Below are 25,616 nucleotides of genomic sequence, written 5' to 3'. Positions count from 1 at the left end.
GTGCACGAGGGCACGCTGCCGATTTGCGGCCGATCAACAAGTGCTCTGAGCGATCACGCCGATGGTGTGCTCTGCGCAGCGAAATAAAGGAGGAGGCATGCGGCCCTAGGCCGCGCCGGGGGACATTCGCGGAGCAGAGCACACCGTCGGCGTGATCGCGCCCTGAACAACGAACGTCAAACACAACAACGCGACGAACAGAAAAGCAAGATTTCATTTCAGGCCTTGGGCGCGCGGCCGCGGATCATGGTCAGGAGGGTGCGGGGCACCAGAGCCACCATCACCAGGTGCACGGCGACGAAGGCAACGAGCGTCGCCATGCCGACGAAGTGGATGCGGCGCGCAAATTCGTAGCCGCCCATCAGGTCGCGCAGCACCGGGAACTGCACCGACTTCCAGAGCACCAGGCCCGACAGCACGATCACGATCAGGTCGAGCATCACGAACAGGTAGGCGAGCCGCTGCACGTTGTTGTAGCGGCGCGGGTCGGCATGCGAGAGCTTGCCCTTGAGCGCCGCCAGCGCGTCGTGCCAGATCCCGGCCGGCGTGACCGGGAAGAACTTGGCAGCGAGCCGGCCGCTCGCGATGTTGATCGCCAGGTACACCAGGCCGTTGAACACCAGCAGCCACATCGCCGCAAAGTGCCACTGCAGCGCGCCGCCGAGCCAACCGCCGAGCGTGATGGCGTTCGGAATGGTGAACGGGAAGAAGGGCGCCGCGTTGTAGATGCGCCAGCCGCTCGTCACCAGCACCAGCACGGCCAGGGCGTTGAGCCAGTGCGTGATGCGCATCCACAGCGGGTGGATGGGGCGGGCATCGGGTGCGGTGCTGGCGATGGCTGTGCTGTTCATGGGGCGGATTGTTGGGCGCACCCCATGGCCGATTCATCACGCAAAGTTCAATTAATCGTGATAACTCCACAACCCGTATGGCGGGACAATCCGGGCATGGACACCGCCAAACGCGTGCTGATCGTCGAGGACGACGCCCACATCGCCGAACTGCTGCGCATGCACCTGCGCGACGAGGGCTATGCGATCGAGCACGCCGCCGACGGCCATGCCGGCCTGCGCGCGCTGGAGCGCGGCAACTGGGACGCGCTGGTGCTCGACCTGATGCTGCCCGGCGTCGACGGCCTCGAGATCTGCCGCCGCGCCCGCGCGATGACGCGCTACACACCGATCATCATCATCAGCGCCCGGTCGAGCGAGGTGCACCGCATCCTGGGCCTGGAGCTGGGCGCCGACGACTACCTCGCCAAGCCTTTCTCGGTGCTGGAGCTGGTGGCGCGCGTCAAGGCGCTGCTGCGGCGCACCGATGCGATGGCTCGCAATGCGCGCATGGAGTCGGGCAGCCTCACGCTCGGCAACCTCGACATCGAGCCGCTGGCGCGCGAGGTGCGTGTCGACGGCAAGCTCATCGAGCTCACGCCGCGCGAGTTCGACCTGCTGTACTTTTTCGCGCGCCACCCGGGCAAGGTGTTCTCGCGGCTCGACCTGCTCAACCAGGTCTGGGGCTACCAGCACGACGGCTACGAGCACACGGTCAATACGCACATCAACCGGTTGCGCACCAAGGTCGAGGCCGACCCGGCCGAGCCGCGCCGCATCCTGACGGTCTGGGGGCGGGGCTACAAGCTCTCGCCTACGGGCACCAGCGAGGAGGGCAGTGCATGATGGCTTGGGCCACGCTTTCGCGCCGCCTGTCGATGGTGTTCGCGGTGCTGCTGCTGGCCTGCTGCGGCGCCTCGGCCTGGCTGCAGATGCGCTCCAACGGGCGGCACGAGCAGGAGGTGGTCCAGCGCCTGTCGGGCGGGCTCGCGGCCCACATCGCGGAGAACGCCGAACTCATCAAGCCCGGCGGCCTCGACCAGGACAAGGTGAAAGACCTGTTCGACAAGCTGATGGCGGTCAACCCGAGCGTGGAGGTCTACCTGCTGGGGCTCGACGGCCGCATCGAGGCGCAGGCTGCGCCGCCCGGGCACCTGAAGCGCGACAGGGTCGCGGTGGAGCCGATCCGCCAACTGATCTCCGGTGCACCGCTGCCCATCGTGGGCGACGACCCGCGCAGCCCCGATGCCGCCAAGGTGTTCAGTGCCGCGCCGCTGCGCATGGGCGGGCGCGAGGTGGGCTACGTCTACGTGGTGCTGCAGGGCGAAGACCACGATGCACTGGCGGCCCATGTCGCGGCCGACAACGTGCTGCGCACCACGCTCTGGTCGATGGGCCTGGTGGCACTGCTCGGGTTGGTTGCCGGCCTCGCGGCCTTCCGGCTCATCACGCGGCCGCTGCGCGAGCTGACCGCGGCGGTCAAGCGCTTCGAGACCGAAGGCATCGCCTCGCTCGAAAACGAAGCGCCCACGCTGGAGCGGCTCTCGCACGGCGGCGACGACGAGATCGCCTTGCTGGGCCAGGCCTTCACGCAGATGACGCGCCGCATCGCCGAGCAGTGGCGCGAGCTCACGCTGCAGGACCAGCAGCGCCGCGAGCTGTTCGCCAACATCTCGCACGACCTGCGCACGCCGCTGACCTCGCTGCACGGCTACCTCGAGACCCTGCTGCTCAAGGCCGGCACGCTCAGTGAAGAAGAGCGCCGTCGCTATCTGGAGATCGCACTTGGCCAGAGCCGCAAGGTGGGCCGCCTGGCGCAGGAGCTGTTCGAGCTCGCGCGGCTCGAATACGGCGTGGTCAAGCCCGAGAAAGAAAACTTCGCACTCGCAGACCTCGTGCAGGACGTGTTCCAGAAGTTCGAGCTGGCGGCCGAGGCGCGGCACCAGCAGCTCAAGCCCGACATCGCACCGGGCCTGCCGGTGGTGTCGGCCGACCTCGGGATGATCGAGCGCGTGCTGACCAACCTGCTCGACAACGCCATCCGCCACACGCCGGCCGGCGGCGAGATCGAGGTGCAGCTGCGGCCTGCCAATGCCGGCGTGGCGGTGCAGGTGAGCGACACCGGCCCCGGCATTCCGGGCGAGCTGCAGAAGGGCCTCTTCGTGCGGCCCGTGTTCATGAGCGGCGCACGCAGCGACGGCTCCGGCAGCGGCGGGCTGGGCCTGGTGATCGTGCAGCGCATCCTGCAGCTGCATGGCAGCGATATCCGGCTGGTGCAGCAGCCCGACAAGGGCGCGGTGTTCCGTTTTCAGCTGAGCGGCGCGGCCAGCACCTGAGACCGGGTGTTGCCGGCGGTTTGCCTGCGGGCGGCGGTCGATGCTACAAGCGCATCGCGACCCCACCAAGGAGACAAAAGACCATGCCCGCCTTCAAGACCGTCCTGATCGACAAGGATCCGCAGCACCCGCGCATCGCGCGCCTCGTGCTCAACCGCCCCGAGAAGCTCAACGCCATCGGCGACACCACGCCCTCGGAGATCCGCCGCGCGGTCGAATGGGCGGAAGCCGACGACGAGGTGCATGTGATCGTGGTCGAGGGCGCCGGCCGTGCTTTTTGTGCCGGCTACGACCTGGGCGACTACGCCGAGGGCCGCGGCCGGGAAGGCGAGGGCGACCACCCCTGCCGGCAGGAAAAGACACCGTGGGACCCGATGCTCGACTACGCCGCCATGAAGCGCAACACGGATGACTTCATGGCCCTGTGGCGCTGCCACAAGCCCACCATCGCGAAGGTGCATGGCCATGCGGTGGCCGGCGGCAGCGACATCGCGCTGTGCTGCGACCTGCTGACCATGGCCGACGATGCGCGCATCGGCTACATGCCCACGCGCGTGTGGGGCTGCCCGACGACCGCGATGTGGACCTACCGGCTCGGCGCGATGCGCGCCAAGCAGCTCATGTTCACGGGCGACACCATCGCGGGCACGCAGGCCGCCGAATGGGGGCTTGCCAATTTCTCGGTGCCGGCCGACCAGCTCGACGACGCCACGCTGAAGCTCGCGCAGCGCATTGCGGGTGTGCCGCGCTCGCACCTGATGATGCACAAGCTCGTCGTCAACCAGGTCTGGCATTCGATGGGGCTGGAACAGACGCAGATGTTCGCCACCGTGTTCGACGGCATCACGCGCCACAACCCCGAGGGGATGTGGTTCCGCCGGCAGGCGGAAGCCGAGGGTTTCAAGAGCGCCGTCGCATGGCGCGACAGCGGCCGAGACATTCCCGAGGGCGACGAGGCGAGGGCGCTCGTCGCCGAGCTGGAGGCCAGGCTCGCGGCGGCGCGGGCGGCGGTGCCGCCCGGCCGCTGAGTCACGGCCTCCGGGCCGTTCCCGCGCTCAGGGAGGGCAAGCGGCCGAGTTGGCCAGCGCGAAGGGGCGCGACGATGTGCTCGGTGCCGTGTCGTCCACGCCGAGCGTGCTGCGCGAGAAGGTGCAGCCGTAGGTCGGTGCGGCCACGGTGGCGGCGGTGACCACATCGTCGCCCGCGGGCTTCACGCCGTCGCGCTCCCACTTGATCATCGCGTCGAAGGCTTCCGCCTGCTCCTGCACGGTGAAGTCGCAATGCGTGATCCCGCGGATCGCGCGCTGCACCAGCCAGGCGCCGTTGCCCTTCGCCGCCACGCGCTTCTGGTAGATCTGCTCCATGCTGAAGGGTACGTACAGGTCGCCGAGCGTATGCAGCGTGACCACCGGAATCCTGAATTCCCCGTTGGCCTTGGGAATCCAGCGCAATCCGTCGGTGCGCAGGCGGTTGGCGTCGGTGGCCGCGGTGAGCTTGAGCACCGAGCCGTTCAGCGCCGTCGACCCCGGCACATCGCCGTCGATGGTGTAGGTGAAGCGGTTGGTGTCGAGCGTGCTCCTGTTCAGGATGCCGTTGACCGTGCCGTCGCTGCCGAACACGCCCCACACCGCCGCGAACGAACCGCCTGCGGCCAGGCCGAGGCCGAACATCGGACGCTCGCCACCGGTCAGGTTCTGCACCACCGAGGCGAACTTCGCGCCCGTGGCCGTCGGTACGGAAGGAAAGGTGGTGAACAGCGTGGCCGTGACCTGCGCGGAGATGTCCGACCAGTTCGGCGTCGGGTACTTCGGCAGGCCCGCCAGCGCCTGGGCCGCGACCTGCGCGCCGGCAAAGTAGTCGAACAGCTCCGTGTCGCCGACCACGCCGCACATCGGCACCGCGCCGTTGTACTTCACCTTGTGGTTGGCGGTGGCGAAGGCTTCGTCCTCGATCGCCGCCGCGGTGATGTGGCCGCCCATCGAATGGCCGGTGATGTAGGTCTTCGACGGTGCCGCCAGCTCGCGGCCGTTGGCCCTGGCGATCTTGTTGAACTCCAGCGCCAGCGCGTTGGTGTCCTCGACGCCGGCGCGCACGTCGTAGAAGTTCTTGCTGTAGCTCGAGGCGGCCCAGGCGTAGCCGTTCTGGATCAGGTAGCGGCGGATCGACGGATTGTTCACCGACAGCACATTGCCGCCGCCCGCATAGCCGTGCGCATACATCACGAGCTTGCCGTTCCAGTTGGCCGGCACTTCGACGTGGTACTGCGCCCCGCCGAGCATGCCGGCCCATCGGCTGGTGGTGGCGTTGTCGACCGTGTCGCCGGCGTCGGGCGCGAGCGCGGCGAAGGTGGTGGCCGTGGGGTCGGCGGGCGCGAAGGAATTGCGGCTGTCCTGCACGCGCGTCTCTTCGGGCGGCGGGGGCGCAGGCGGAGGGGGTGGCGGCGGCGCCGGTGGTGCGGGCGCGGGGGCCGGCGGCAGCGGCGTGAAGGAGAAACCGCTTCCACCGCCACCACCGCCGCAGGATGCGACGGCGAGGCTGGCGGCGAGGGCAAGGAGTGTCAGGCGCGCGGAATGCATGGGATGTCTCTCTCCGTTCTTATGGGTTGTTTGTCGAGAAGATGCCGGGCCCGGCGCTGCGCATCGCCCGCTCATGGTGAACGACCGTGCTATTTCGCTGGACCGGCGGCGCAGCGTAGGGGCGTTGCCGGGCGCGTCGGCCCGGGCTTTCCCGTATCTGCTATCTCCTGCGCGACACCCGCGCGGGCGGGGGTGGCTGGTTCAGCCTTTGCGGCGCGTGACCACCACCGTGGCGTCCAGGCCTTCGTAGGCCTCGRCGTCGCCATACCAGCTGCCCGAGATCGGCGCGGYCTGTGCCGGGTCGCGCGTGACGCCGACGCGGATCAGCTGGCCGCTTCCCATCAGGTTGTTGGTCGGGTCGAAGGCCAGCCAGCCGATGCCCGGCAGGTAGGCCTGCAGCCAGGCGTGCGTGGTGCCGGCGCCGGTCATCGATTCGCCGGGCGCCTGGGCCGCACGGTCGAGCGCGGCGTCGTAGAGGTAGCCCGAGACGAAGCGGGTCGCGATGCCCAGCCGGCGTGCGGCTTCCATCATCAGCAGCGCGTAGTCGCGGCAACTGCCGCTGCCGAGCGCCAGCGTTTGCAACGGCGTCTGCGTGCCTTCTTCGTCGCGCGCCTTGTATTCGAGGCTCTGGCCGATGTGCGCGTTCATGCGGGCGAGCACCTCGCGCGTGCTGTTGGGCTTGTCGGCGTGCAGGAACTGGTGGGCCCAGCGGATCAGCGTGCCGTTGGCGTCGTCGTCGTGGTGCGGGCGCAGGTAGTGCTCGAGGTCGAGGCGCTCCTGCACCGAGTAGGCGAAGGGCAGGAACTCTGCGGCCGGGTCGAGCGCGAGCTGGTCCTGCTGTGCGGGCACATGCTCGATGGTGAAGGAGCACACGATGCGCAGCTCGGTGGCCTCGCCCATGGGCTGCACCAGCGCGACCGAGTTCGAATGCGGGTCCTGGATCAGCCGCGTGAAGGCCTGCGGGCTCACCTGCAGGTCGGTGGCGAGCACGCGCAGGTCGTGGCTGTCGCGGGGCCGGAACATCACGCGGTGCAAGCCGAAGGTGACCGGCTTGTTGTAGCGGTAGATGGTGGTGTGCGTGATGTCGTACTGGATGGCCATGCGGTGCATTCTCACGTGTTCGCAAGACAAGCGGTGGCCTGGCAGGGGCGCCATGCCGCAGAATCGGCGCCCGCTCGACCTTTCGAGCCGTTATTTATCAAGGAGATTCCGGCCGCCATGTACTCCGCCACCTTCATCTTCGCGAAGAAGCAGTTCGACGACGAGTTCCATCGCCTCGACCAGATCATCGCCACGGCTGCGAAGTCGCTGCCCGGCTATCTGGGCGAGGAGACCTGGGAGAACACCGGCAACGGGCTGGTGTCGAACGTCTACTACTGGGACTCGCTCGACAGCCTGCAGGCACTGATCAAGCATCCGGTGCACCAGCAGGCCAAGGCGGCGCAGGCGAACTGGCTCGACGGCTACAAGGTCGTGATCTCCGAGGTGGTGCGCACCTACGGGGACAGCCGGATCGACCACATGCTGGCGCCGTCGCCAGCGGGCGCGGCCTGAGCGACCTGCTCAGAGCCGTTGCGTACCGAGCGCCTTGGCCAGCGCTGCAGGCAGGGGCAGCGGCTCGCCATGCCACTGCGCGGCCAGCAGTTCGGCGCACAGGGCCGAGAAGCTGAGGCCGCGCGAGCCCAGTGCGGTGCAGGCCCAGAGGCCCGCCGCATCGGCGTCGAGCGGGCCGACCAACGGGCGGCGGTCCCCCGAGGCGCAGCGCACGCCGACCCAGGTGTTGAYCTCGCCGCGTTCGAAGGCCGGGGCCAATGAGGCGGCAGCGTCGGGGTGCAGCCGGGAGAGGCGTTCGCGGTTCGCATCGCTGTCGGCGGCTGTCGCAGCGAGGTCCGTGCTGTCGCGGTCGAAGGTGGCGCCGGCCAGCCAGAGCAGGGCGCCTTCGGCATCGGGCACATGCGCGATCAGATGGCCGTCGCCGTTGAGTGGCGTGGCCGGGAGCCCGAGGTCGCTCGCCATGTGGCCCCACGCGACCTGGCCGCGCACAGGCTGCAGCGGAAGCCCGGGGGCAAAGCGGCTGGACTCGAAGCCTGCTGCGACGACCACGCGATCGACTTCGGCCAGCAATTGATCGGTCGCGTCGAAAAGCTGCCAGCTGTCGGCACTGCGTGCCAGGCGCGCCACCGCCGCGTTGCCGCGGAACGCGACGCCCGGCTCCCGTAACCAGGCCCCGATCAACCGGGACGGACGCACCCAGCCAGCGCGTGCGTGCCAGAGGGCTGGCGCCTCGGCCGGCAGGCCGGCCTTCGCCAGTTGCGCCGCGTTCGCGGGCCACGACTCATTGGGGCCGGTGCCGCTCCACCCGGCGGGTACGCGCGTGTCGCCCTCGGGCCGTCGTTCGAGCACGCCGCTGGCGCGCCAGTCGCGGCCTTCTTCCAACAGGCGCTGCAGTTCGAGCCAGGTGGCGCGAATGCCTGCGCGCGTGAGCCGCGAGAGCAGGGCATCGTCGGGCGAGACATGCGGCGCGAGCACGCCGACGGGCAGGCCGGAGGCGCCTGAAGCCGGGCGTTCGGCCGCATCGAGCACCGTGACCTGCCACCCGCGCCGCGCGAGGCTGGCGGCAACGGCGGCGCCCGCCAGGCCGGCTCCGATCACGGCGCAGCGGCCCGGCGCCTCGATCCGCTCGGGTGCAGGACCGCGGCGCCGCACCGTCCAGGTCGGTGCGAACACGCCACGCAGGCAGTCGCGCTTGGGCGGCAGGCCGGGACGTCTTTCGAGCTGGAAGCCGTTCTGCGAGAGCGCATCGCGCACCGCACGGGCAAAGGTCCAGGTGGCGAGGCCGGTGCCCTGGCGCGCAAAGCGCGAGACGGCCTTCAGCGTGTCGGACGACCACATGGCCGGGTTCTGCTGCGGGCTGAAGCCATCGAGAAAAAGGCTGTCGGCCGCGAAGCGCTGGGCGCGCAGCATCGGCTGCACATCGCCGATGCACAGCGTGAGCAGCACGCGGCCCTCGTCGAAGGCCAGGCGGTGAAAGCCCGGCAGCAGCCCGTGCCACTGCGCGGCCAGTTCTTCGGCCAGCGGCCTCAATTCGGGGTAGGCCCCGGCGGCGCGCAGCAGGTCTTCAGGCCCGACCGGGTGCGCCTCGACCGAGACGAAGTGCAGCATCCGCGGCCGCTCGGCGTCTGCACGCCAGGCCTGCCAGGTTGTCAGGAAATTGAGGCCCAGGCCGAAGCCGGTTTCGAGAATCAGCCATTGCAGTCGCCCGGACCAGGCTTCCGGCAGGCCGCAACCGCCCAGGAACACATGGCGCGATTGCGCCAGTGCGCCGGTTTCGGTGTGATAGATGTCGTCGAAGCGTTCGCTGCGCGGCACGCCGTCCGAACGCCAGGCCACCGGCTCAGCGGTCACGGCGGGCGGGGTGCTCAGGCGCCTGGAGGGGGGACGTAGCCCTGGGCGACGTCGGCGCCTTCGCCGAAGAAGTGCTTTTCCATCTGCCGCGCCAGGTACTGGCGGGCGCGCAGATCGGCCAGATTCAGCCGGTTTTCATTGACCAGCATGGTCTGTTGCTTGAGCCAGGCAGCCCAGGCTTCCTTGCTGACGTTTTCCCACAGGCGCTTGCCCAGGTCGCCGGGATAGGGCGGAAAGTCGAGCCCTTCGGCCTCTTTGCCGAGCTTGATGCACTGAACCATGCGTGCCATTTTTTGCCTCTTGTGGGGAAAGCGTGTTGCTTAGTTGATTTCGTTATTTAGAACTGAAAACTTGGTCGTTCCAGTTTCTATATGTCGTATTGAGAATACGCAGCTTCATTGATATGCCTTTTTAGAGCAAGACACCATGAGCCTTCGCCGCGACTTTATCAAGCTTTCCCTGGGGGCCGGGGTGGCCGGTGCCATGGCCCTGTCGGCATTGTCGACGTTTGCGCAAAGCGACAAGGGGCCGGTGACGCTGCTCAACGTGTCCTACGACCCGACGCGCGAGCTCTACGTGGACTACAACAAGGCCTTCGCCAAGTACTGGAAAGCCAAGACCGGCCAGGACGTGGCGGTCAAGCAATCGCACGGCGGCTCGGGCAAGCAGGCCCGCTCGATCATCGACGGCATCGACGCCGACGTGGCCACGCTGGCGCTCGGCGGCGACATCGATGCACTTGCCAAGCACGGCGGCCTCGTCAAGGCCGACTGGCAAAAGCGCCTGCCGCACAACTCCGCGCCCTACACCTCGACCATCGTGTTCCTGGTGAAGAAGGGCAACCCCAAGGGCCTGAAGGACTGGGACGACCTGGTCAAGCCCGGCGTGCAGGTGATCACCCCCAACCCCAAGACCTCGGGCGGCGCCCGCTGGAACTACCTGGCCGCCTGGGAGTTCGCCAAGCGCAAGTACGGTGGCGATGCCAAGGCCAAGGAATACATCGGCAACCTGTTCAAGAACGTGCCCGTGCTCGACACCGGTGCGCGCGGCGCGACCATCACCTTCGTGCAGCGCGGCGTGGGCGACGTGCTGCTGGCCTGGGAAAACGAAGCCTTCCTGGCGCTGAAGGAATTCGGTCCCGACAAGTTCGAGATCGTCGTGCCTTCGATCTCCATCCTGGCCGAGCCCAGCGTGTCGGTGGTCGACAAGGTGGTCGACAAGAAGGGCACGCGCGCCGTGGCCGAGGAATACCTCCAGTACCTGTATTCGGACGAAGGCCAGGACATCGCAGGCCGCAACTTCTACCGTCCGACCTCGGACAAGGCGAAGGCCAAGTACGACAAGCAGTTCCCCAAGCTGACGCTGGTGACCATCGACCAGGCCTTCGGTGGCTGGGCCAAGGCGGACAAGGAGCACTTTGCCGACGGTGGCTCCTTCGACCAAATTTACGCCCCCAAGCAGAAGTAAACCCACCGCTTCCGGATCGATCGCTGGTGGCGCTCGTCAGAGGGCGCCAGGGATCGATTCGCCCTGAATTCCTGAAGACCAACGAAAGCTTCTCGTGTCCGTTCTCTTGATTGCCGGCAGCCCCTCGGCCCCGTCCCGTTCAACCGCCTTGCTCGAGGCCGTGGGCGAGCGGCTGGCCAAGCGCCATGCGCGGATCGAGCGGCTCGCCATTCGCGACCTGCCGGCGCAGGCGCTGCTGCTGGCCGAATGGAACCATCCGGCCATCGAGCGTGCCATCGCCCAGGTGGCGGCGGCTCGCGTGATCGTCGTGGCCACGCCGGTCTACAAGGCGGCCTACAGCGGCGTGCTGAAGGTCTTTCTCGACCTGCTGGCGCAGAACGCGCTCAAGGGCAAGACGGTGCTGCCGCTGGCCACCGGCGGCAGCCCGCACCACATGCTCGCGCTCGACTACGCCCTGCGGCCCGTGTTGCAGGCGCTGTCGGCGCGTCACATCCTGCCGGGCGTCTACGCCAGCGATTCGCAGATCGCGCTGACGCCCGAGAACGCCTACCAGGTGCACAACGACCTGGCGGAGCGACTCAACGAGGCCGTCGAGGTGCTCGCCACCGAAGGCCTGAAGCTGCCAGCGACACACGGCTTCGAGCCGGTGCCTTTCTCCCGCGTGCGATGTAGCGTCTGACGACCGGGCTCCTTGCCGAGCCCGGGTTCGACCAGACCCATCCCCGTTCCCGCCTTCGAACCCGCCTGTGCGCGGCAAGGGAACAGCTTTGCCTGAAGTTTCTGCACCAAGGAATCCACGCATGAACCCCGTTGCCACCGAAGACTCCGCGCTCGACACACCGCCGCGTTCCCTCTGGCATGCGCTGGGCGATCTCGTCGTCAGCGCCATCGTGGTCAGTGCCATCGCGCTGATCGTGAGCTTCATTTCCGCCGCGTGATTGCGCGGCACTTCAACCCCCGAACACTGCCATGACTCCGATCTCCATCCCCCGCCGTCGCCTGATCCAGGGCGTTGCCGCCGCCGTTGCGCTGCCTTCCTCGTTCGCGGCGCTGGCCCAGGCGCCTGCGCGCCAGCTGCGCGTCGGCAACCAGAAGGGGCCGCTGAGCATCCTCAAGGGCCGCGGCACGCTCGAGAAGCGGCTGGCGCCGCTCGGCGTGACCGTGAAGTGGACCGAGTTCGCCGCGGGCCCGGTGCAGCTCGAAGCGCTCAACGTCGGCTCGATCGACTTCGGCGATGTCGGCGAAGCACCGCCCATCTTCGCGCAGGCCGCCGGTGCGCCGCTGGCCTACGTGGCGGCGACCGTGCCACGGCCGCAGTCCGAAGCGGTGCTGGTGCCCAAGGGCTCGGCCATCCGGACGGTGGCCGACCTGAAGGGCAAGAAGATCGCGCTCAACAAGGGGTCGAACGTCCATTACTTCATCGTCAAGCTGGCTGAAAAGCATGGCCTGTCGTACGGTGACCTGAGCCTGGTCTACCTGCCGCCGGCCGATGCGCGCGCAGCCTTCGAGAAGGGCTCGGTCGACGCCTGGGTGATCTGGGACCCGTTTCTCGCTGCCGCCGAGAAGTCGCTCGAAGCCCGCGTGCTGGCCGACGCCACCGGCGTGGTCGGCAACCGCGCTTACTACTTCTCCTCGCTCGACTACGTGGCGAAGAACGCCGACGTGCTGGCCATCGCGGTCGAGGAGATCAACAAGATCGACGTCTGGGGCGCTGCCAACAAGAGCGAATACGCGGCCGAACTCGCCACCCTCTGGGGCCTGCCGAAGCCGGTGGCCGACCTGTCGGTGGGCCGCGTGGGCTACGGCACCACACCCATCACCAAGGCCATCCTGGCCGAGCAGCAAAAGATCGCCGACACCTTCTTCGAGCTGAAGCTGATCCCGAAAAAGATCAACGTGCTCGAAGCCGCCGGCGCGGGAGTCGCGTGATGCAGATCTTCTGGTTCCTCCCCACGCACGGCGACAGCCGCTACCTCGGCACGAGCGAGGGCGCGCGCCCCATCGACCTGGCCTACCTGCAGCAGATCGCGGGTGCGGCCGACAACCTCGGCTACGAAGGCGTGCTGATTCCCACCGGGCGCTCCTGCGAAGACCCGTGGGTGATCGCGTCCAGCCTGATCGGCTCGACGAAGAAGCTCAAGTTCCTGGTGGCGGTGCGGCCCGGCCTGCACCAGCCCAGCCTGGCCGCGCGCATGGCCGCGACCTTCGACCGGCTCTCGGGCGGACGCTTGCTCGTGAACCTCGTGACGGGCGGCGACCAGGCCGAGCTCGAAGGCGACGGTGTCTACCTCGATCACGCATCGCGCTACGAGCAGTCCGCCGAGTTCATTCGCATCTGGCGCGAGATCCTTACGCGCAGCCATGAGGGCCAGAGCTTCGACTACGAAGGCAAGCACCTGAGCGTGAAGGGTGCCAAGCTGTTGTATCCGCCGGTGCAGCAGCCTTATCCGCCAGTCTGGTTCGGTGGCTCGTCGGCCGCCGCGCACGACCTGGCCGCCGAGCAGGTCGATGCCTACCTCACCTGGGGCGAACCGCCTGCCGAGGTGGCGAAGAAGATCGCCGACGTGCGCGCGCGCGCCGAGCGCCAGGGCCGCAAGGTCCAGTTCGGCATCCGCCTGCACGTGATCGTGCGCGAAACCGAAGACGCCGCCTGGAAGGCCGCCGAGGAACTCATCAGCCGCGTGGACGACGAGACCGTCATCCGTGCCCAGGCCGCCTTTGCGCGCATGGACTCCGAAGGCCAGCGCCGCATGGCCGCGCTGCATGCGGGCGGCGCCAAGCGTTCGCGCGCCGAGTTGGAGATCTCGCCGAACCTCTGGGCTGGCGTCGGCCTGGTGCGCGGTGGCGCGGGCACCGCGTTGGTGGGCGACCCGAAGACCGTCGCGGCGCGCATCGAGGAGTACGCAGCGCTCGGCATCGACAACTTCATTCTCTCGGGCTATCCGCACCTCGAAGAGGCGTACCGCTTCGCCGAGCTGGTGTTCCCGCTGCTCTCGCGCAAGGCGCAGACCCGGCTGGCCGGAGGTTCGCTGAGCGGGCCCTTCGGCGAGGTCGTCGCCAATCTCGACGCGCCATCGCGCCTCGTTTCCCAGAGCTGAGCAAGGAACCCCATGACCGAACAAGTGCAGGAGCTTCCGGTGGCCACCACATCCGATGCAGGCGCCGGCAAGGCGCTCAAGGCCTTCGGCATCAACGTCGCGAAGCGGCTCATCCCCTGGCTCGTGCCGGTGGGACTGATCGTCTTCTGGCAGATCGCGTCGTCGCTCGGCTGGCTCTCCACGCGCGTGCTGCCGGCACCGGTCGACGTGGTCAAGGCCGCATGGTCGCTGGCGGTGTCCGGCGAACTCTGGACGCACGTGAAGGTCAGCGCGGGCCGCGCGCTCGCGGGCCTCGCCATCGGCGGCGGCGCCGGGCTGGTGCTGGGCCTTCTGACCGGCTCGGTGAAGTTCTTCGAGACGCTGCTCGACTCGACGATCCAGATGGTGCGCAACATCCCTGCGCTGGCGCTGATCCCGCTCGTGATCCTCTGGTTCGGCATCGACGAGTCGGCCAAGCTGTTTTTGATCTCGGTGTCGGTGTTCTTCCCGATCTACCTCAACACCTTCCACGGCATCCGCAACGTCGATCCGCAACTGATCGAGATGGGGCGCACCTATGGCCTCTCGCGCTGGCAGCTGTACCGCGAGGTGATCCTGCCGGGCGCGCTGTCGTCGATCCTCGTGGGCCTGCGGTTTTCGCTGGGCCTGATGTGGGTGATCCTGATCGTGGCCGAGACCATCTCGGCGCAGGCCGGCATCGGTTACCTGACGATGAATGCCCGCGAGTTCCTGCAGACCGACATCGTGCTCGTGGGCATCCTGCTGTACGCGCTGCTCGGCAAGCTGGCCGATCTGTTTGCGCGCGGGCTGGAGCAATGGTGGCTGCGCTGGCACCCGGGCTACCAGAAGAAGGCGAGCTGAGGGCAGGGCGCATGAAGAACACCATTTCCCGACGCGCGGCCATCGCCACGCTGGGCGCATGGGGCGCCGGTGCCGTGTTGGCACAGGGCATCGCGCCGCGGCCCGTCACCGTACGCTTCGGCTACCAGAAGTCGTCGACGCTGACGGCACTTCTCAAGGCGCAGGGCGCGCTCGAAAAGCAGCTCGCGCCGCTCAATGCGACGCTGAGCTGGCATGAGTTCACCAGCGGCCTGCCGCTGCTCGAGGCGCTGAACCTCGACAACCTCGACATCAGCGCCGACGTGGCCGACACCGTGCCGGTGTTCGCGCAGGCCGCTGGTGCCGACCTGACCTTCGTGGCGCAGGAGGCGCCATCGCCCGCGGCGCAGGCCATCGTCGTGCGCGAAGACTCGCCGATCAAGACTGTGGCCGACCTCAAGGGCAAGAAGATCGGCTTTGCCAAGGCAGCCGGCGTGCACTACCTGCTGATCGCCGCACTCGACAAGGCCGGACTCTCGTTCAAGGACATCGAGCCTGCCTACCTCACACCGGCCGATGGCCGCGCCGCCTTCGAGAAGGGCGCCATCGACGCCTGGGTGGTGTGGGACCCGTTCCTCTCCGCCGCGCAGCGCCAATCGAAGGTGCGCGTGCTGGCCGACGGCACGGGCATCGCCTCGTACCAGCGCTACTACCTGGCCGGCAGCAAGTTCGCCAAGGCGCGGCCCGATGTGCTGCGCGTGATCTATGCCGAACTCGAGAAGACCGGCAAGTGGGTCAAGCAGAACCCCAAGGAGGCCGCCGCGTTGCTGTCGCCCGTGTGGGGCCTCGACGCCGCGACCATCGAGCAGGCCAACGCCCGCCGCAGCTACGCGGTGCGCCCGGTCGTGCCGGAAGGCCTGACCGAGCAGCAGCGCATTGCCGATGCCTTCTTCACCGAAAAGCTGCTGCCCCGAAAAATCAATGCGCTCGACGTGGCGCTGTTCAAACCCGGAGCCTGAAGCCCATGAGTGCCGTTCTGAAAGACATCCAACCCCAGGCCATCGCAGGTGGCGTGCGCCTCGAAGCGCGTGGCCTGCACAAGCGCTACGGCACGCGCGACGTGCTGCGCAACACCAAGCTCACCATCGAGCCCGGCCAGTTCATCGCCATTGTGGGTCGCAGCGGCTGCGGCAAGAGCACCTTGCTGCGGCTCATCGCGGGGCTCGAAGAGGCGAGTTCGGGCGGGCTCTATACCGACGGCAAGGCCATCAACGGCCTGCACGACGACACCCGCATCATGTTCCAGGAGGCGCGCCTGCTGCCCTGGCGCCGCGTGCTCGACAACGTGACGCTGGGCTTGCCGAACGACGCCAAGCCGCGCGGCAAGGAAGTGCTGGCGCAAGTGGGCCTGGCCGATCGCGAGAACGAATGGCCGGCGCGTTTGTCGGGCGGGCAGCGGCAACGCGTGTCGCTGGCGCGTGCGCTGGTGCATCACCCGCGCCTGCTGCTGCTAGACGAGCCGCTGGGCGCGCTCGACGCACTGACCCGCATCGAGATGCACCGCCTCATCGAAAACCTGTGGCAGCGGCACCGCTTCACCGCGCTGCTGGTGACGCACGACGTGCAGGAAGCCGTGGCGCTGGCCGACCGCGTGATCCTGATCGAAGACGGTCGCATCGCGCTCGACGAAAACATCGCGCTGGCCCGCCCGCGCTCGCAGGGCGACCCGGCCTTTGCCGCCATCGAAAAACGCATCCTCGACAGGGTGCTGCAAAAGCCCGAAGAGGCTGAAGCAAGCACCGACGCCAGCTGGCTCGGAACCCCGGCGCACGCACTGCGCTGGGCAATTTGATGCACGCCCCCAGGCTTGCCCACTTCGTGTGGCCGCCCACCCCCTCGCCGGGGGCAATACCAGCGGCCCGGCGAAGCCGGTTCCGCGGTATTCCTGAAGTGAATCATTCAGCTCGTCTTTTCCTTCAACTCTGAAAGGTAGTCGCATGTCGCAGAACTGGAAATTCGAAACCCTGTCGGTGCACGCCGGCTATTCGCCCGAGCCGACCACGCGCGCCGTCGCGCCGCCGATCTACCAGACGGTGGCTTACGCCTTCGACAGCGCGCAGCATGGCGCCGACCTGTTCGACCTCAAGGTGCCGGGCAACATCTACACCCGCATCAACAACCCGACGCAGGACGTGCTGGAGCAGCGCGTGGCCGCGCTCGAAGGCGGCATCGCGGCGCTCGCGCTGGCCTCGGGCCAGGCGGCCGTGACCTATGCGATCCAGACCATCGCGGAGGCGGGTGACAACATCGTCAGCAGCACCGCGCTCTACGGCGGCACCTACAACCTGTTCGCGCACACGCTGCCGCAGTTCGGCATCACCACGCGCTTCGCGGACCACCGCGATCCGAAGAGCTTTGAGAAGCTGTTCGACGAGAAGACCAAGGCGGTGTTCGTCGAATCGCTCGGCAACCCGGCCGGCAACGTGACCGACATCGCGGCCATCGCCGAAATCGCACACCGCCACGGCGTGCCGCTGATCGTCGACAACACCGTGCCCTCGCCGTACCTGAGCCGGCCCATCGAGCACGGCGCCGACATCGTGGTGCACTCGCTCACCAAGTACCTCGGCGGCCACGGCACGAGCATTGGCGGCGCCATCGTCGATTCGGGCAAGTTCCCGTGGGCCGAGCACAAGGAGCGCTTCAGGCGCTTGAACGAGCCCGACGTGAGTTATCACGGCGTGGTCTACACCGAGGCGCTGGGCCCGGCGGCCTACATCGGCCGTGCACGCGTGGTGCCGCTGCGCAATACCGGCGCGGCCATCTCGCCCTTCAACGCCTTCCTGATCCTGCAGGGCATCGAGACGCTGGCGCTGCGCATGGACCGCATCAGTAGCAACGCGCTCTCCGTGGCGCAGCACCTGAAGACGCACAAGGCCGTGAACTGGGTCAACTACGCGGCGCTCGAAGACCATCCCGACCACGCGCTGGCGAAGAAATACTTCGGCGGCAAGTCCAGCGGCGTGCTGACTTTCGGCATCGGCAGCGGCCGCGAGGGTGGGGCGAAGTTCCTCGATGCGCTCAAGCTCTTCACGCGGCTCGTGAACATCGGCGACGTGCGCTCGCTGGCCACGCACCCGGCCTCGACTACGCACCGCCAGCTCTCGCCCGAAGAGCTCGCAAGAGCCGGCGTGACGGAAGACACGGTGCGCCTGTCCGTCGGCATCGAGCACATCGATGACCTGATCGCAGACCTCGACGTCGCGTTGGCCGCCGCGTCGTAAACGCTTCTACGAACAAAACCATGACAACACTCAACGCCATTCCAGAAGCGGCACTCGATCAGCTGTTCCGTAAGGCGCGCACCGTGCACGCCTTCAAGCCGGTGCCCGTCACCGACGAGTTGATCCACAAGCTCTACGACCTCGTGAAATGGGGCCCGACCGCCTACAACGGCCAGCCCGGCCGCTACGTGTTCGTGCGCAGCGAAGAGGCCAAGGCCAGGCTCAAACCCGCGGTCTCGGCCGGCAACACGGCGCAGACGCTGGCGTCCGGCGTCACGGTGATCGTGGCGCACGACACCCGTTTCTACGTGCACCTGCCCACGCAGTTCCCGGCCTACGACGCCAAGCCCTTCTTCGAGAAGAGCGCTGAGGCCGCGCAGGCCACGGCCTTCCGCAACAGCAGCCTGCAGGGCGCCTACCTGATCCTGGCGGCGCGCTCGCTCGGGCTCGACGCGGGGCCGCAGTCGGGCTTCAACGCGGAGCTGGTCGACAAGGCCTTCTTCCCCGACGGCCGCTACCGCGCCAACTTCCTCGTCAACCTCGGCGTGGCCGACCACGCCGGTACTTTCGAGCGTGGGCCCCGGCTGGCGTTCGACGACGTGGCGGAGATCGTCTGATCCGCCGCTCCCTTCCGACCCTCATCGTTCCTTCAACCTGAAAGAGAAACCATCATGTCCATCCAAGCCATCAACGTCCGCAACCAGTTCAAGGGCAAGGTCCGCGAAATCATCCGCGGCGACGTCGTCTCCGAAGTCGATGTCGAGACCGCCTGGGGCATCGTGACCTCGGTCATCACCACGCGCTCGGTCGACGAGCTGCAGCTCAAGGTGGGCTCCGACGTGGTCGCGCTCGTGAAGTCGACGGAGGTTTCGATCGCGAAGCTCTGACGGACCCTCGGGCGATTGCGAACAACCCGGCGCCGTCCTGGCGCCGGGTTTTTTTACGTGCGGGTTCCGCTCAGCGCTGCAGCTTGGGGAGGAACGACGTGTCCATGTGATAGCGCTTGGGGTTCTTCAGGTCGATGTAGACCGGAATCCATTCCTGGACATGGTCGGTCGGGTCGAACCAGAGATTGGCGCTGCGGAAGACGTGGAGGCGGTCGTTGGCCGTGTCGTGCCACTGGGCGACGATGCGGAACGGGTTCACTCCGTTCACTTCGAGGCTGGTGTTGACTTCGACCTGCTGGAACTCGGCCTCGACCAGCTGGCCGTTCTGGCGCAGGTCGGCTTCCTTCTGCGCGCTCCAGCGGCCGAAGGCGATGATGCCGCCGCCCACGCCGGCGAAGATCACGCCCATGATCGTGAGAACCAGCTTGGCCTCGCTGCCGGCAAAGATGGCGCCGACAAGGAAGCCGAGCCCGATGGCCAGGAAGAGCCACTTGATGAGGGTGATGACTTTGTGATCCATGGCGCTACTGTGCCTCTGTTTTTAGCACATCGATATATCCAGCATGGCTTAGTCGAAGGGGGCATGAGGAACTGCGAACAGCTTCCTTCCGTCCGGTGCTGCCGCCTCGCAGAATCTGTTGGAACCATCCAACAAGAGGATCTTCGATGAGCGCCATTCTTTCTTCCCCGGCGCAGGACGCGCGGGACAACGAACTCGACATCGTCCGGCAGGCCGGCCACATTGGCGCCGAGGTGCGCGGCGTGCGGCTCTCGGGTGCCTTGCAGCCCGAGGTGTTCCAGTCCGTCAAGGCGGCGCTCCTCAAGCACAAGGTGCTGTTCTTCCGCGGCCAGCAGCATCTGGACGATGTGCAGCAGCAGGCCTTCGGCCGCCTCTGGGGCGAGCTGGTGCCGCACCCGACCGTGCCCTCGAAGGACGGCACGCAACTGCTGGAACTCGACTCGCGCCACGGCGGCCGTGCCAACTCGTGGCACACCGACGTGACCTTCGAAGTCGCCTACCCGCAGGTGTCGATCCTTCGCGCAGTCGTGATCCCTGCGTATGGCGGTGACACCGTCTGGGCCAACACCGTGGCCGCCTATGAAAGCCTCTCGGACGACCTGAAGGTGCTGGCCGACCGCTTGCGCGCGGTGCATGGCAACGACTACGACTACGCCGCCGCGCGGCAGCCGGCCGACCTGGCCGACGAAGGCGTCAAGCGCTACAGGGAGGTGTTCACCCGCCGCCTGCTCGAAGCCGAGCACCCGGTGGTGCGCGTGCACCCGGAGACAGGGGAGCGCAGCCTCGTGCTGGGCCACTTCGTGAAGCGGCTGGCCGGCCATTCGACCCATGACTCCAATCACCTGCTGAGCGTGCTGCAGAGCCATGTGCACCGCCTGGAGAACACGGTGCGCTGGCGCTGGACGCAAGGCGACGTGGCGATCTGGGACAACCGGGCCACGCAGCACTACGCGATCAACGACTACGGGGACCGGCACCGGGTGGTGCGGCGGGTCACGATCGCAGGTGACGTGCCGTATGGCGTGGACGGTGCGAAGAGCGTCGATCTCACCGCGCCGGCCGTGCGCGCGGCCGAGGCGGCGGCTGCCTGACATGTGCGGCGCGATTTTTGGTTCGTCGCTTAGTGTTTGACGTGTTCGCGGAGGGGAGCACCCGGTGGCCTGTGCACGCGCCCGGAACAACAGCGCCCGAAACACGCGCGCCAGGAACACAATCGACGCGCGACGGACGAGGCTGGCGCGCCTCTATACAACGTCCGGTTGTTAAGAATCGACTTTTCGGTCGTTGGAGCTTCGCGGCAGCGCTCCTACAGTGGTGGTCATCGCCATCAAGGCGAATTCCAACGCACAACAGGAGCCGCACAGCATGTCAGTGGAAGTTGAAGAACTCGTCTTGCCCGAAGCACTGGAACAGGCGCGCGCCAAGGCCGCCGAAAGCAACTGGCCCTATGCCGGCGGCGTGACACCGCCAGTGGCCTGGGAATTGGTGCAGAAGGGCCAGGCCGTGCTGGTCGACGTGCGCTCGGGCGAGGAACGCAAGTTCGTCGGCCAGGTGCCGGAGAGCCTGCACGTGGCCTGGGCCACGGGTACCGCGCTCACGCGCAATCCGCGCTTCGTGCGCGAACTCGAGGCCAGGCTCGCCAAGGACGGCGGCAAGGATGCCGTGGTGCTGCTGTTGTGCCGCAGCGGCAAGCGCTCTGCGCTGGCCGCCGAAGCTGCGACCAAGGCCGGGTTCACGCATGTCTTCAACGTGCTCGAAGGTTTCGAGGGCGAGATCGATGCGCACCAGCACCGCGGCGGTGCGGACGGCTGGCGTTTTCACCAGTTGCCGTGGGTGCAGGACTGAGCCCTCAATACAAGACATTTCCGGGAGGATGAACACATGGCCCATTTCGAGGTAAGCGACATCGTGCGCGCGCTGCACGGCGTGCGCGACGAGTGGCGCGATTCGCAGCGGCGCTCGCGCGAGCCCGGCGCGCGCGAGTTTCCGTCGCGCGATGCGCTCGCGCAGATCGTCGAGTCGCTCAAGGGCGCGCTCTTTCCGATGCGGCTCGGTCCGCCGGACCTGCGCCACGAGAGCGAGGACTTCTACGTCGGCCACACGCTCGACGCCGCCTTGCAGGCGCTGCTGCTGCAGGCGCGTCTGGAACTCAATTTCAATGCGCGCCTCCAGCCGCGCCCCGCCAGCGAGATCGACGACATCGCCACCGAAGCCGTGCGCCAGTTCGCGAACGCGCTGCCGGGCCTGCGCCGCCTGCTCGACAGCGATGTGCTCGCCGCTTACCAGGGCGACCCGGCGGCACGCAGCGTCGATGAAGTGCTGCTGTGCTACCCCGGCGTGCTCGCGATGATCCATCACCGGCTCGCGCACCAGCTCTACAAGCTCGACCTGCCGCTCTTGGCGCGCATCGTGGCCGAGCTGGCACATGCGCAGACCGGCATCGACATCCACCCCGGTGCGCAGATCGATGCGGGCTTCTTCATCGACCACGGCACGGGTGTCGTGATCGGCGAAACGGCCGTCATCGGCAAGCGCGTGCGGCTCTACCAGGCCGTGACGCTCGGCGCCAAGCGCTTTCCGACCGACACCGAGGGCAACCTGCAGAAGGGCCTGCCGCGGCATCCGGTGGTGGAAGACGACGTGGTGATCTACGCGGGCGCAACCATCCTCGGGCGCGTGACGCTGGGGAAGGGCGCGGTCATCGGCGGCAACGTCTGGATCACCGACGACGTGAAGCCGGGCGCCAGCGTGACGCAGGCCAGTCTGCAGAACGCGCCGCCGAAAGCGAGCGCGCCATGAAGGCCTTTGTCGAAGACTTCGGCGTCACGGTGCGGCAGCTGCGCGAGGCGCATGGCTGGTCGCAGGAGCAGTTGGCCGAACGCTCGGACCTCAACCGCTCGTATGTGGGCGAGGTCGAACGCGGCCGCGTGATCCCGTCGATCGTCACCGCGCAGAAGCTCGCGACCGCGCTGGGGATCAACATCGTCAACCTGCTCGCGCGCTGCGAGCAACTCGAGCAATCGCGCCTTGCACGACGGATCAACTTGGCGGCTATAGCCTGTTGAGGGGAAACCCTTGGTCGCCGGACACTGGCGGCCACTTTCTTTCCACTCCACGGAGCTTCGATTCATGAGCGCAACAGTCGGTGGTACCACCGCCCTTGGCGACAACGCCGCACGCCAGCTGGCCAATGCCACCAAGACAGTCCCCCAACTCGAAACCATCAGCCCGCGCTGGCTGACGCACCTGCTGCAATGGGTGCCGGTGGAGGCGGGCATCTACCGCGTCAACAAGGTCAAGAACCCCGAGTCGATCAAGGTCACCTGCACCTCGCGCGAAGAAGAGAACCAGCTGCCGCGCACCTTCGTCGACTACGAAGAGAACCCGCGCGAGCACCATCTCAATGCGGTGAGCACCGTGCTCGACGTGCACACCCGCATCTCCGACCTCTACAGCAGCCCGCACGACCAGATCAAGGAGCAACTGCGTCTCACGATCGAAACGATCAAGGAGAACCAGGAGAGCGAGCTCATCAACAACCCTGACTACGGCCTGCTGGCCCAGGTGAGCGAAGAGCAGCGCATCTTCCCGCTGACCGGCGCGCCCACGCCCGACGACCTCGACGAGCTGCTGACCAAGGTGTGGAAGGAGCCCGCGTTCTTCCTCACGCACCCGCTCGCCATTGCCGCCTTCGGCCGCGAAGCCACGCGCCGCGGCACGCCGCCGCCGACCGTGAGCCTGTTCGGCTCGCAGTTCATCACCTGGCGCGGCATTCCGCTGATTCCGTCGAACAAGGTGCCGGTGGCCGACGGCAAGAGCAAGATCCTGCTGCTGCGCGTGGGCGACAAGCGCCAGGGCGTGGTGGGGCTGTTCCAGCCGGGCCTCTCGGGCGAGCAGAGCCCGGGCCTGTCGGTGCGCTTCATGGGCATCAACAATCATGCGATCGCGTCGTACCTGATCTCGCTGTACTGCTCGCTCGCGGTGCTGACCACCGACGCGCTGGCAGTGCTCGACGATGTGGAAATCGGCAAATACCACGACTACCCCGACACCTACAAGTAAGCCGCGGTGAGCACAACACCAACGACTCCGGGCGAGGCGCCGTTCGATCCGGCCATCCTCGCGCGCATGGCGAGCGCCATGTTCTCCGCGCTGCCGGGCGCGCAGTTCCCCGCCAACATCGCGCCGCCGGGTTCTCCGCTCGTGAGCCCCGCGGGCTTCGGGCCGAGCGTGCCGGGCACGCCGATCCCGCAGGGGCAGATTCCGGGCACCAATGTGCTGCCGGCTTCGCCGACCCAGTTGCCTTCGCTTGCGAATCGCGCGCCTGCCTTGCTGCCGCATGCGGCGGCGGGAAATGGCGTGCCTGACAGTGTGTTGTCCGTGGCGCCGGCCTTCGAGCCGCGTTCGGGTGGCACGGTGCTGGGTGTGCCGCAACAGGCCGGTGCGCCCGTCGCGCCGCAGGCTGCAACGGCATCGCCGTTCTACTTCCTGAACAACAGCTACGGTCATCCGACGGCGGGGGGCAGCGATGGCGTCGCCATTCACGACCCGTTCGCCGGCCTCGCCGCGCCGGTGGCTCGGCCGGCATTGCCACCGAGCCCGCCTTCGGCGCCAGCCGGCCGCGATGCGCAGTTCTACTTCGTCGATGCGGTGCGCCTGCCCAGCGGCTTCGTGACGCCGGCCAAGCCCGACCCGCGCGGGCCCGATGCGGTGCCGCTCGCAGGCAGCGGCCAGCATCCTCCGTTCGACGTCAACGCCGTGCGCCGCGATTTCCCGATCCTGCAGGAGCGGGTGAACGGCAGGCAGCTGGTGTGGTTCGACAACGCGGCCACCACGCACAAGCCGCAGTCGGTCATCGATCGCATCGCGTACTTTTACGAGCACGAGAACTCGAACATCCACCGTGCGGCGCACGAACTCGCGGCGCGCGCCACCGATGCCTACGAAGGCGCGCGCGAGCGCGTTCGCAAGTTCATCAATGCGCCGGAAGTCGAAGAGGTGATCTTCGTGCGCGGCACCACCGAGGCCATCAACCTCGTGGCCAAGAGCTGGGGCGGGCAGCATGTGGGCGAGGGCGACGAGATCGTCGTCTCGAACCTCGAGCACCATGCCAACATCGTGCCTTGGCAGCAGCTTGCGGCCGCCAAGGGCGCGAAGCTGCGCGTGATTCCGGTGGACGATTCGGGGCAGGTGCTGCTCGACGAATACCGCAAGCTGCTGAACGACCGCACCAAGATCGTCGCTGTCACGCAGGTCTCCAATGCGCTCGGCACCGTGGTGCCGGTGAAGGAGATCGTCGAGCTGGCCCACCGTGCCGGTGCCAGGGCGCTGGTCGATGGCGCGCAGTCGGTCTCGCACATGCGGGTCGACGTGCAGGACATCGGCGCCGACTTCTTCGTGTTCTCCGGCCACAAGGTGTTCGGCCCGACCGGCATCGGCGTGGTCTGGGGCAGGCGCGAGGTGCTGGAAGACATGCCACCCTGGCAGGGCGGCGGCAACATGATCGCCGACGTGACCTTCGAGAAGACCGTGTTCCAGCCGATCCCGAACAAGTTCGAGGCCGGCACCGGCAACATCGCCGATGCGGTGGGCCTGGGTGCTGCGATCGACTACGTCAACAAGGTCGGCATCGAGAACATCGCGCGCTACGAGCACGAATTGCTGGTGTACGGCATGCAGCAGCTCGGCGCGATTCCGGGCGTGCGGCTGATCGGCACGGCAGCCGACAAGGCGAGCGTGATGTCCTTCGTGCTCGACGGCTACACCACCGAGGAGGTGGGGCATGCGCTGAACGATGAAGGCATCGCGGTGCGCACCGGCCACCACTGCGCGCAGCCGATCCTGCGGCGCTTCGGTGTCGAGACGACGGTGCGGCCCTCGCTCGCGTTCTACAACACCTTCGACGAGGTCGATCGGCTGGTGGTGGTGGTGCGGCGGCTGGCGGGGCAGCGACGCGCGGGCTAGGCTACTTCTTCTATGACACGCTGCTGAAGAAAAACAAGGTGGCATGCGAGGGTCAGCGCCAGGAACTGTTTGCCACCATCGGACGGGTGATGGGCAACGATTTCCCCGAAGCAGGAATACCGATCATCGTCCCGTCGAAGAACAGTGGCTGCTATCAGCAGGCCCGAGGGTTATTGCACGGCCAAGATCACCCTGGGCTTCTTCAATCTGAACGCCAGCTCTTGAGGGCGAGGCAATAGCATCGAGCGGCAACAGGACCAATGCGGTGCGTACGTACGCTCGGCGTGACGAGATCGTCAAAGACCATCTGCCGATAGCGCGCCGCGACGGCGCTGGCTCATTCAAAGCACAGGCTGAAAGCAATCGTTCGGGATCCGGAATGATGGCAAAGAGATGGCTAAGGTGCGTGCCATCGCTGAGCGGCAGCATT

General features: G+C 67.3%; 27 protein-coding genes. 21 read left to right on the top strand and 6 right to left on the bottom strand.

What is annotated here, in order from left to right; all coding sequences use genetic code 11:
• Positions 1-218: 218 nt before the first annotated feature.
• Positions 219-851 (bottom strand): cytochrome b/b6 domain-containing protein, encoded by a 633-nt coding sequence (locus AC1DXX_RS22005; RefSeq protein WP_478136335.1) that lies wholly within the window; start codon positions 849-851, stop codon positions 219-221.
• A gap of 96 nt (positions 852-947) precedes the next feature.
• Here AC1DXX_RS22005 and AC1DXX_RS22000 point away from each other — a divergent pair, with 96 nt between their 5' ends.
• The 3 genes from AC1DXX_RS22000 (at position 948) to AC1DXX_RS21990 (ending at position 4,194) form a co-directional block, all read left to right on the top strand.
• Positions 948-1,676 carry a response regulator transcription factor gene (locus AC1DXX_RS22000; protein WP_478136334.1) on the top strand — a complete coding sequence of 243 codons (729 nt, stop codon included), beginning with the start codon at positions 948-950 and terminating at the stop codon, positions 1,674-1,676.
• Complete coding sequence (locus AC1DXX_RS21995) at positions 1,673-3,166, top strand: sensor histidine kinase (protein ID WP_478136333.1); 1,494 nt, start codon at positions 1,673-1,675, stop codon at positions 3,164-3,166. The genes AC1DXX_RS22000 and AC1DXX_RS21995 overlap by 4 nt, the downstream gene beginning before the upstream one ends.
• Positions 3,167-3,249: 83 nt before the next feature.
• Positions 3,250-4,194 (top strand): crotonase/enoyl-CoA hydratase family protein, encoded by a 945-nt coding sequence (locus AC1DXX_RS21990; RefSeq protein ID WP_478136332.1) that lies wholly within the window; start codon positions 3,250-3,252, stop codon positions 4,192-4,194.
• A gap of 27 nt (positions 4,195-4,221) precedes the next feature.
• Here the strand turns inward: AC1DXX_RS21990 and AC1DXX_RS21985 are convergent, their stop codons facing one another.
• Positions 4,222-5,742, bottom strand: a complete 1,521-nt coding sequence (locus AC1DXX_RS21985; protein ID WP_478136331.1) for an alpha/beta hydrolase family protein — start codon at positions 5,740-5,742, stop codon at positions 4,222-4,224.
• Positions 5,743-5,943: 201 nt separating this feature from the next.
• Positions 5,944-6,843, bottom strand: coding sequence for a transglutaminase family protein (locus AC1DXX_RS21980; protein ID WP_478136330.1), 900 nt, complete (start codon positions 6,841-6,843; stop codon positions 5,944-5,946).
• 117 nt (positions 6,844-6,960) lie between these two features.
• Here AC1DXX_RS21980 and AC1DXX_RS21975 point away from each other — a divergent pair, with 117 nt between their 5' ends.
• Complete coding sequence (locus AC1DXX_RS21975; RefSeq protein WP_478136329.1) at positions 6,961-7,296, top strand: antibiotic biosynthesis monooxygenase family protein; 336 nt, start codon at positions 6,961-6,963, stop codon at positions 7,294-7,296.
• A 9-nt stretch (positions 7,297-7,305) separates the two neighbouring features.
• Here AC1DXX_RS21975 and mnmC read toward each other — a convergent pair whose 3' ends face one another.
• Positions 7,306-9,147: a bifunctional tRNA (5-methylaminomethyl-2-thiouridine)(34)-methyltransferase MnmC2/FAD-dependent 5-carboxymethylaminomethyl-2-thiouridine(34) oxidoreductase MnmC1 gene (mnmC, locus tag AC1DXX_RS21970; RefSeq protein WP_478136328.1), complete on the bottom strand. Its 1,842-nt coding sequence runs from the start codon at positions 9,145-9,147 to the stop codon at positions 7,306-7,308.
• A 14-nt stretch (positions 9,148-9,161) separates the two neighbouring features.
• The gene (locus AC1DXX_RS21965) at positions 9,162-9,437 is read right to left on the bottom strand and encodes an oxidative damage protection protein (protein WP_478136327.1); all 276 of its coding nucleotides are present in this window, start codon (positions 9,435-9,437) and stop codon (positions 9,162-9,164) included.
• Positions 9,438-9,573: 136 nt separating this feature from the next.
• Between AC1DXX_RS21965 and AC1DXX_RS21960 the strand changes: the two genes are divergently transcribed.
• From AC1DXX_RS21960 to AC1DXX_RS21910, 11 genes are all read left to right on the top strand, one after another.
• On the top strand, positions 9,574-10,614 hold the full coding sequence (locus AC1DXX_RS21960) for a sulfate ABC transporter substrate-binding protein (RefSeq protein ID WP_478136326.1): 1,041 nt from the start codon (positions 9,574-9,576) through the stop codon (positions 10,612-10,614).
• A gap of 94 nt (positions 10,615-10,708) precedes the next feature.
• Positions 10,709-11,293, top strand: a complete 585-nt coding sequence (gene ssuE, locus AC1DXX_RS21955; RefSeq protein WP_478136325.1) for an NADPH-dependent FMN reductase — start codon at positions 10,709-10,711, stop codon at positions 11,291-11,293.
• 121 nt (positions 11,294-11,414) lie between these two features.
• Complete coding sequence (locus AC1DXX_RS21950; RefSeq protein WP_478136324.1) at positions 11,415-11,552, top strand: hypothetical protein; 138 nt, start codon at positions 11,415-11,417, stop codon at positions 11,550-11,552.
• A gap of 31 nt (positions 11,553-11,583) precedes the next feature.
• Entirely contained in the window at positions 11,584-12,543 is a 960-nt protein-coding gene (locus tag AC1DXX_RS21945) for a sulfonate ABC transporter substrate-binding protein (RefSeq protein WP_478136323.1), read from the top strand.
• Positions 12,543-13,712: an FMNH2-dependent alkanesulfonate monooxygenase gene (gene ssuD / locus AC1DXX_RS21940; protein WP_478136322.1), complete on the top strand. Its 1,170-nt coding sequence runs from the start codon at positions 12,543-12,545 to the stop codon at positions 13,710-13,712. Before AC1DXX_RS21945 ends, ssuD begins: the two co-directional genes overlap by 1 nt.
• Positions 13,713-13,724: 12 nt before the next feature.
• Positions 13,725-14,573, top strand: a complete 849-nt coding sequence (gene ssuC / locus AC1DXX_RS21935; RefSeq protein ID WP_478136321.1) for an aliphatic sulfonate ABC transporter permease SsuC — start codon at positions 13,725-13,727, stop codon at positions 14,571-14,573.
• Positions 14,574-14,584: 11 nt separating this feature from the next.
• The gene (locus AC1DXX_RS21930) at positions 14,585-15,550 is read left to right on the top strand and encodes an aliphatic sulfonate ABC transporter substrate-binding protein (RefSeq protein ID WP_478136320.1); all 966 of its coding nucleotides are present in this window, start codon (positions 14,585-14,587) and stop codon (positions 15,548-15,550) included.
• Positions 15,551-15,555: 5 nt separating this feature from the next.
• The gene (locus AC1DXX_RS21925; protein WP_478136319.1) at positions 15,556-16,383 is read left to right on the top strand and encodes an ATP-binding cassette domain-containing protein; all 828 of its coding nucleotides are present in this window, start codon (positions 15,556-15,558) and stop codon (positions 16,381-16,383) included.
• 145 nt (positions 16,384-16,528) lie between these two features.
• On the top strand, positions 16,529-17,815 hold the full coding sequence (locus AC1DXX_RS21920; RefSeq protein WP_478136318.1) for an O-acetylhomoserine aminocarboxypropyltransferase/cysteine synthase family protein: 1,287 nt from the start codon (positions 16,529-16,531) through the stop codon (positions 17,813-17,815).
• Between the two features lie 20 nt (positions 17,816-17,835).
• Positions 17,836-18,432: a malonic semialdehyde reductase gene (locus AC1DXX_RS21915; protein WP_478136317.1), complete on the top strand. Its 597-nt coding sequence runs from the start codon at positions 17,836-17,838 to the stop codon at positions 18,430-18,432.
• A gap of 54 nt (positions 18,433-18,486) precedes the next feature.
• Positions 18,487-18,702, top strand: a complete 216-nt coding sequence (locus tag AC1DXX_RS21910) for a TOBE domain-containing protein (protein WP_007829250.1) — start codon at positions 18,487-18,489, stop codon at positions 18,700-18,702.
• A gap of 70 nt (positions 18,703-18,772) precedes the next feature.
• On the opposite strand, the gene AC1DXX_RS21905 is transcribed toward AC1DXX_RS21910, so the two are convergent.
• The gene (locus AC1DXX_RS21905; RefSeq protein WP_478136316.1) at positions 18,773-19,222 is read right to left on the bottom strand and encodes a hypothetical protein; all 450 of its coding nucleotides are present in this window, start codon (positions 19,220-19,222) and stop codon (positions 18,773-18,775) included.
• Positions 19,223-19,368: 146 nt separating this feature from the next.
• On the opposite strand from AC1DXX_RS21905, the gene AC1DXX_RS21900 reads away from it, so the two are divergent.
• The 6 genes from AC1DXX_RS21900 to AC1DXX_RS21875 all read left to right on the top strand — a co-directional run bounded on the left by AC1DXX_RS21900 (position 19,369) and on the right by AC1DXX_RS21875 (position 25,186).
• Positions 19,369-20,313, top strand: coding sequence for a TauD/TfdA dioxygenase family protein (locus AC1DXX_RS21900; RefSeq protein ID WP_478136315.1), 945 nt, complete (start codon positions 19,369-19,371; stop codon positions 20,311-20,313).
• A gap of 274 nt (positions 20,314-20,587) precedes the next feature.
• Complete coding sequence (locus tag AC1DXX_RS21895; protein ID WP_478136314.1) at positions 20,588-21,067, top strand: rhodanese-like domain-containing protein; 480 nt, start codon at positions 20,588-20,590, stop codon at positions 21,065-21,067.
• A gap of 36 nt (positions 21,068-21,103) precedes the next feature.
• The gene (gene epsC / locus AC1DXX_RS21890) at positions 21,104-22,021 is read left to right on the top strand and encodes a serine O-acetyltransferase EpsC (RefSeq protein WP_478136313.1); all 918 of its coding nucleotides are present in this window, start codon (positions 21,104-21,106) and stop codon (positions 22,019-22,021) included.
• Positions 22,018-22,287 (top strand): helix-turn-helix domain-containing protein, encoded by a 270-nt coding sequence (locus AC1DXX_RS21885; RefSeq protein WP_257860141.1) that lies wholly within the window; start codon positions 22,018-22,020, stop codon positions 22,285-22,287. Before epsC ends, AC1DXX_RS21885 begins: the two co-directional genes overlap by 4 nt.
• A gap of 64 nt (positions 22,288-22,351) precedes the next feature.
• Positions 22,352-23,284, top strand: coding sequence for a family 2A encapsulin nanocompartment shell protein (locus tag AC1DXX_RS21880; RefSeq protein ID WP_478136312.1), 933 nt, complete (start codon positions 22,352-22,354; stop codon positions 23,282-23,284).
• Between the two features lie 66 nt (positions 23,285-23,350).
• A complete protein-coding gene (locus tag AC1DXX_RS21875; protein ID WP_478136337.1) occupies positions 23,351-25,186 on the top strand; it encodes a family 2A encapsulin nanocompartment cargo protein cysteine desulfurase in 1,836 nt (611 codons plus the stop codon).
• The last annotated feature ends 430 nt before the right edge of the window (positions 25,187-25,616 follow it).

Source organism: Variovorax sp. P4_B10 (genome assembly GCF_056402375.1).
Note: the sequence above shows the minus strand (reverse complement) of the source record. Positions and strands in the feature narration are given on the sequence as shown.

What these genes read in the sequence shown, in the direction of transcription:
- AC1DXX_RS21880 (WP_478136312.1), top strand. Translation starts at nt 22,352, where the DNA reads ATGAGCGCAACAGTCGGTGGTACCACCGCCCTTGGCGACAACGCCGCA.
- AC1DXX_RS21990 (WP_478136332.1), top strand. Translation starts at nt 3,250, where the DNA reads ATGCCCGCCTTCAAGACCGTCCTGATCGACAAGGATCCGCAGCACCCG.
- AC1DXX_RS21895 (WP_478136314.1), top strand. Translation starts at nt 20,588, where the DNA reads ATGTCAGTGGAAGTTGAAGAACTCGTCTTGCCCGAAGCACTGGAACAG.
- AC1DXX_RS21885 (WP_257860141.1), top strand. Translation starts at nt 22,018, where the DNA reads ATGAAGGCCTTTGTCGAAGACTTCGGCGTCACGGTGCGGCAGCTGCGC.
- AC1DXX_RS21925 (WP_478136319.1), top strand. Translation starts at nt 15,556, where the DNA reads ATGAGTGCCGTTCTGAAAGACATCCAACCCCAGGCCATCGCAGGTGGC.
- AC1DXX_RS22000 (WP_478136334.1), top strand. Translation starts at nt 948, where the DNA reads ATGGACACCGCCAAACGCGTGCTGATCGTCGAGGACGACGCCCACATC.
- AC1DXX_RS21975 (WP_478136329.1), top strand. Translation starts at nt 6,961, where the DNA reads ATGTACTCCGCCACCTTCATCTTCGCGAAGAAGCAGTTCGACGACGAG.
- AC1DXX_RS21995 (WP_478136333.1), top strand. Translation starts at nt 1,673, where the DNA reads ATGATGGCTTGGGCCACGCTTTCGCGCCGCCTGTCGATGGTGTTCGCG.
- AC1DXX_RS21915 (WP_478136317.1), top strand. Translation starts at nt 17,836, where the DNA reads ATGACAACACTCAACGCCATTCCAGAAGCGGCACTCGATCAGCTGTTC.
- AC1DXX_RS21910 (WP_007829250.1), top strand. Translation starts at nt 18,487, where the DNA reads ATGTCCATCCAAGCCATCAACGTCCGCAACCAGTTCAAGGGCAAGGTC.
- AC1DXX_RS22005 (WP_478136335.1), bottom strand. Translation starts at nt 851, where the DNA reads ATGAACAGCACAGCCATCGCCAGCACCGCACCCGATGCCCGCCCCATC.
- ssuD (WP_478136322.1), top strand. Translation starts at nt 12,543, where the DNA reads ATGCAGATCTTCTGGTTCCTCCCCACGCACGGCGACAGCCGCTACCTC.
- AC1DXX_RS21905 (WP_478136316.1), bottom strand. Translation starts at nt 19,222, where the DNA reads ATGGATCACAAAGTCATCACCCTCATCAAGTGGCTCTTCCTGGCCATC.
- AC1DXX_RS21950 (WP_478136324.1), top strand. Translation starts at nt 11,415, where the DNA reads ATGAACCCCGTTGCCACCGAAGACTCCGCGCTCGACACACCGCCGCGT.
- AC1DXX_RS21900 (WP_478136315.1), top strand. Translation starts at nt 19,369, where the DNA reads ATGAGCGCCATTCTTTCTTCCCCGGCGCAGGACGCGCGGGACAACGAA.
- ssuC (WP_478136321.1), top strand. Translation starts at nt 13,725, where the DNA reads ATGACCGAACAAGTGCAGGAGCTTCCGGTGGCCACCACATCCGATGCA.
- AC1DXX_RS21960 (WP_478136326.1), top strand. Translation starts at nt 9,574, where the DNA reads ATGAGCCTTCGCCGCGACTTTATCAAGCTTTCCCTGGGGGCCGGGGTG.
- AC1DXX_RS21875 (WP_478136337.1), top strand. Translation starts at nt 23,351, where the DNA reads ATGGCGAGCGCCATGTTCTCCGCGCTGCCGGGCGCGCAGTTCCCCGCC.
- AC1DXX_RS21965 (WP_478136327.1), bottom strand. Translation starts at nt 9,437, where the DNA reads ATGGCACGCATGGTTCAGTGCATCAAGCTCGGCAAAGAGGCCGAAGGG.
- AC1DXX_RS21985 (WP_478136331.1), bottom strand. Translation starts at nt 5,742, where the DNA reads ATGCATTCCGCGCGCCTGACACTCCTTGCCCTCGCCGCCAGCCTCGCC.
- AC1DXX_RS21920 (WP_478136318.1), top strand. Translation starts at nt 16,529, where the DNA reads ATGTCGCAGAACTGGAAATTCGAAACCCTGTCGGTGCACGCCGGCTAT.
- AC1DXX_RS21930 (WP_478136320.1), top strand. Translation starts at nt 14,585, where the DNA reads ATGAAGAACACCATTTCCCGACGCGCGGCCATCGCCACGCTGGGCGCA.
- epsC (WP_478136313.1), top strand. Translation starts at nt 21,104, where the DNA reads ATGGCCCATTTCGAGGTAAGCGACATCGTGCGCGCGCTGCACGGCGTG.
- AC1DXX_RS21945 (WP_478136323.1), top strand. Translation starts at nt 11,584, where the DNA reads ATGACTCCGATCTCCATCCCCCGCCGTCGCCTGATCCAGGGCGTTGCC.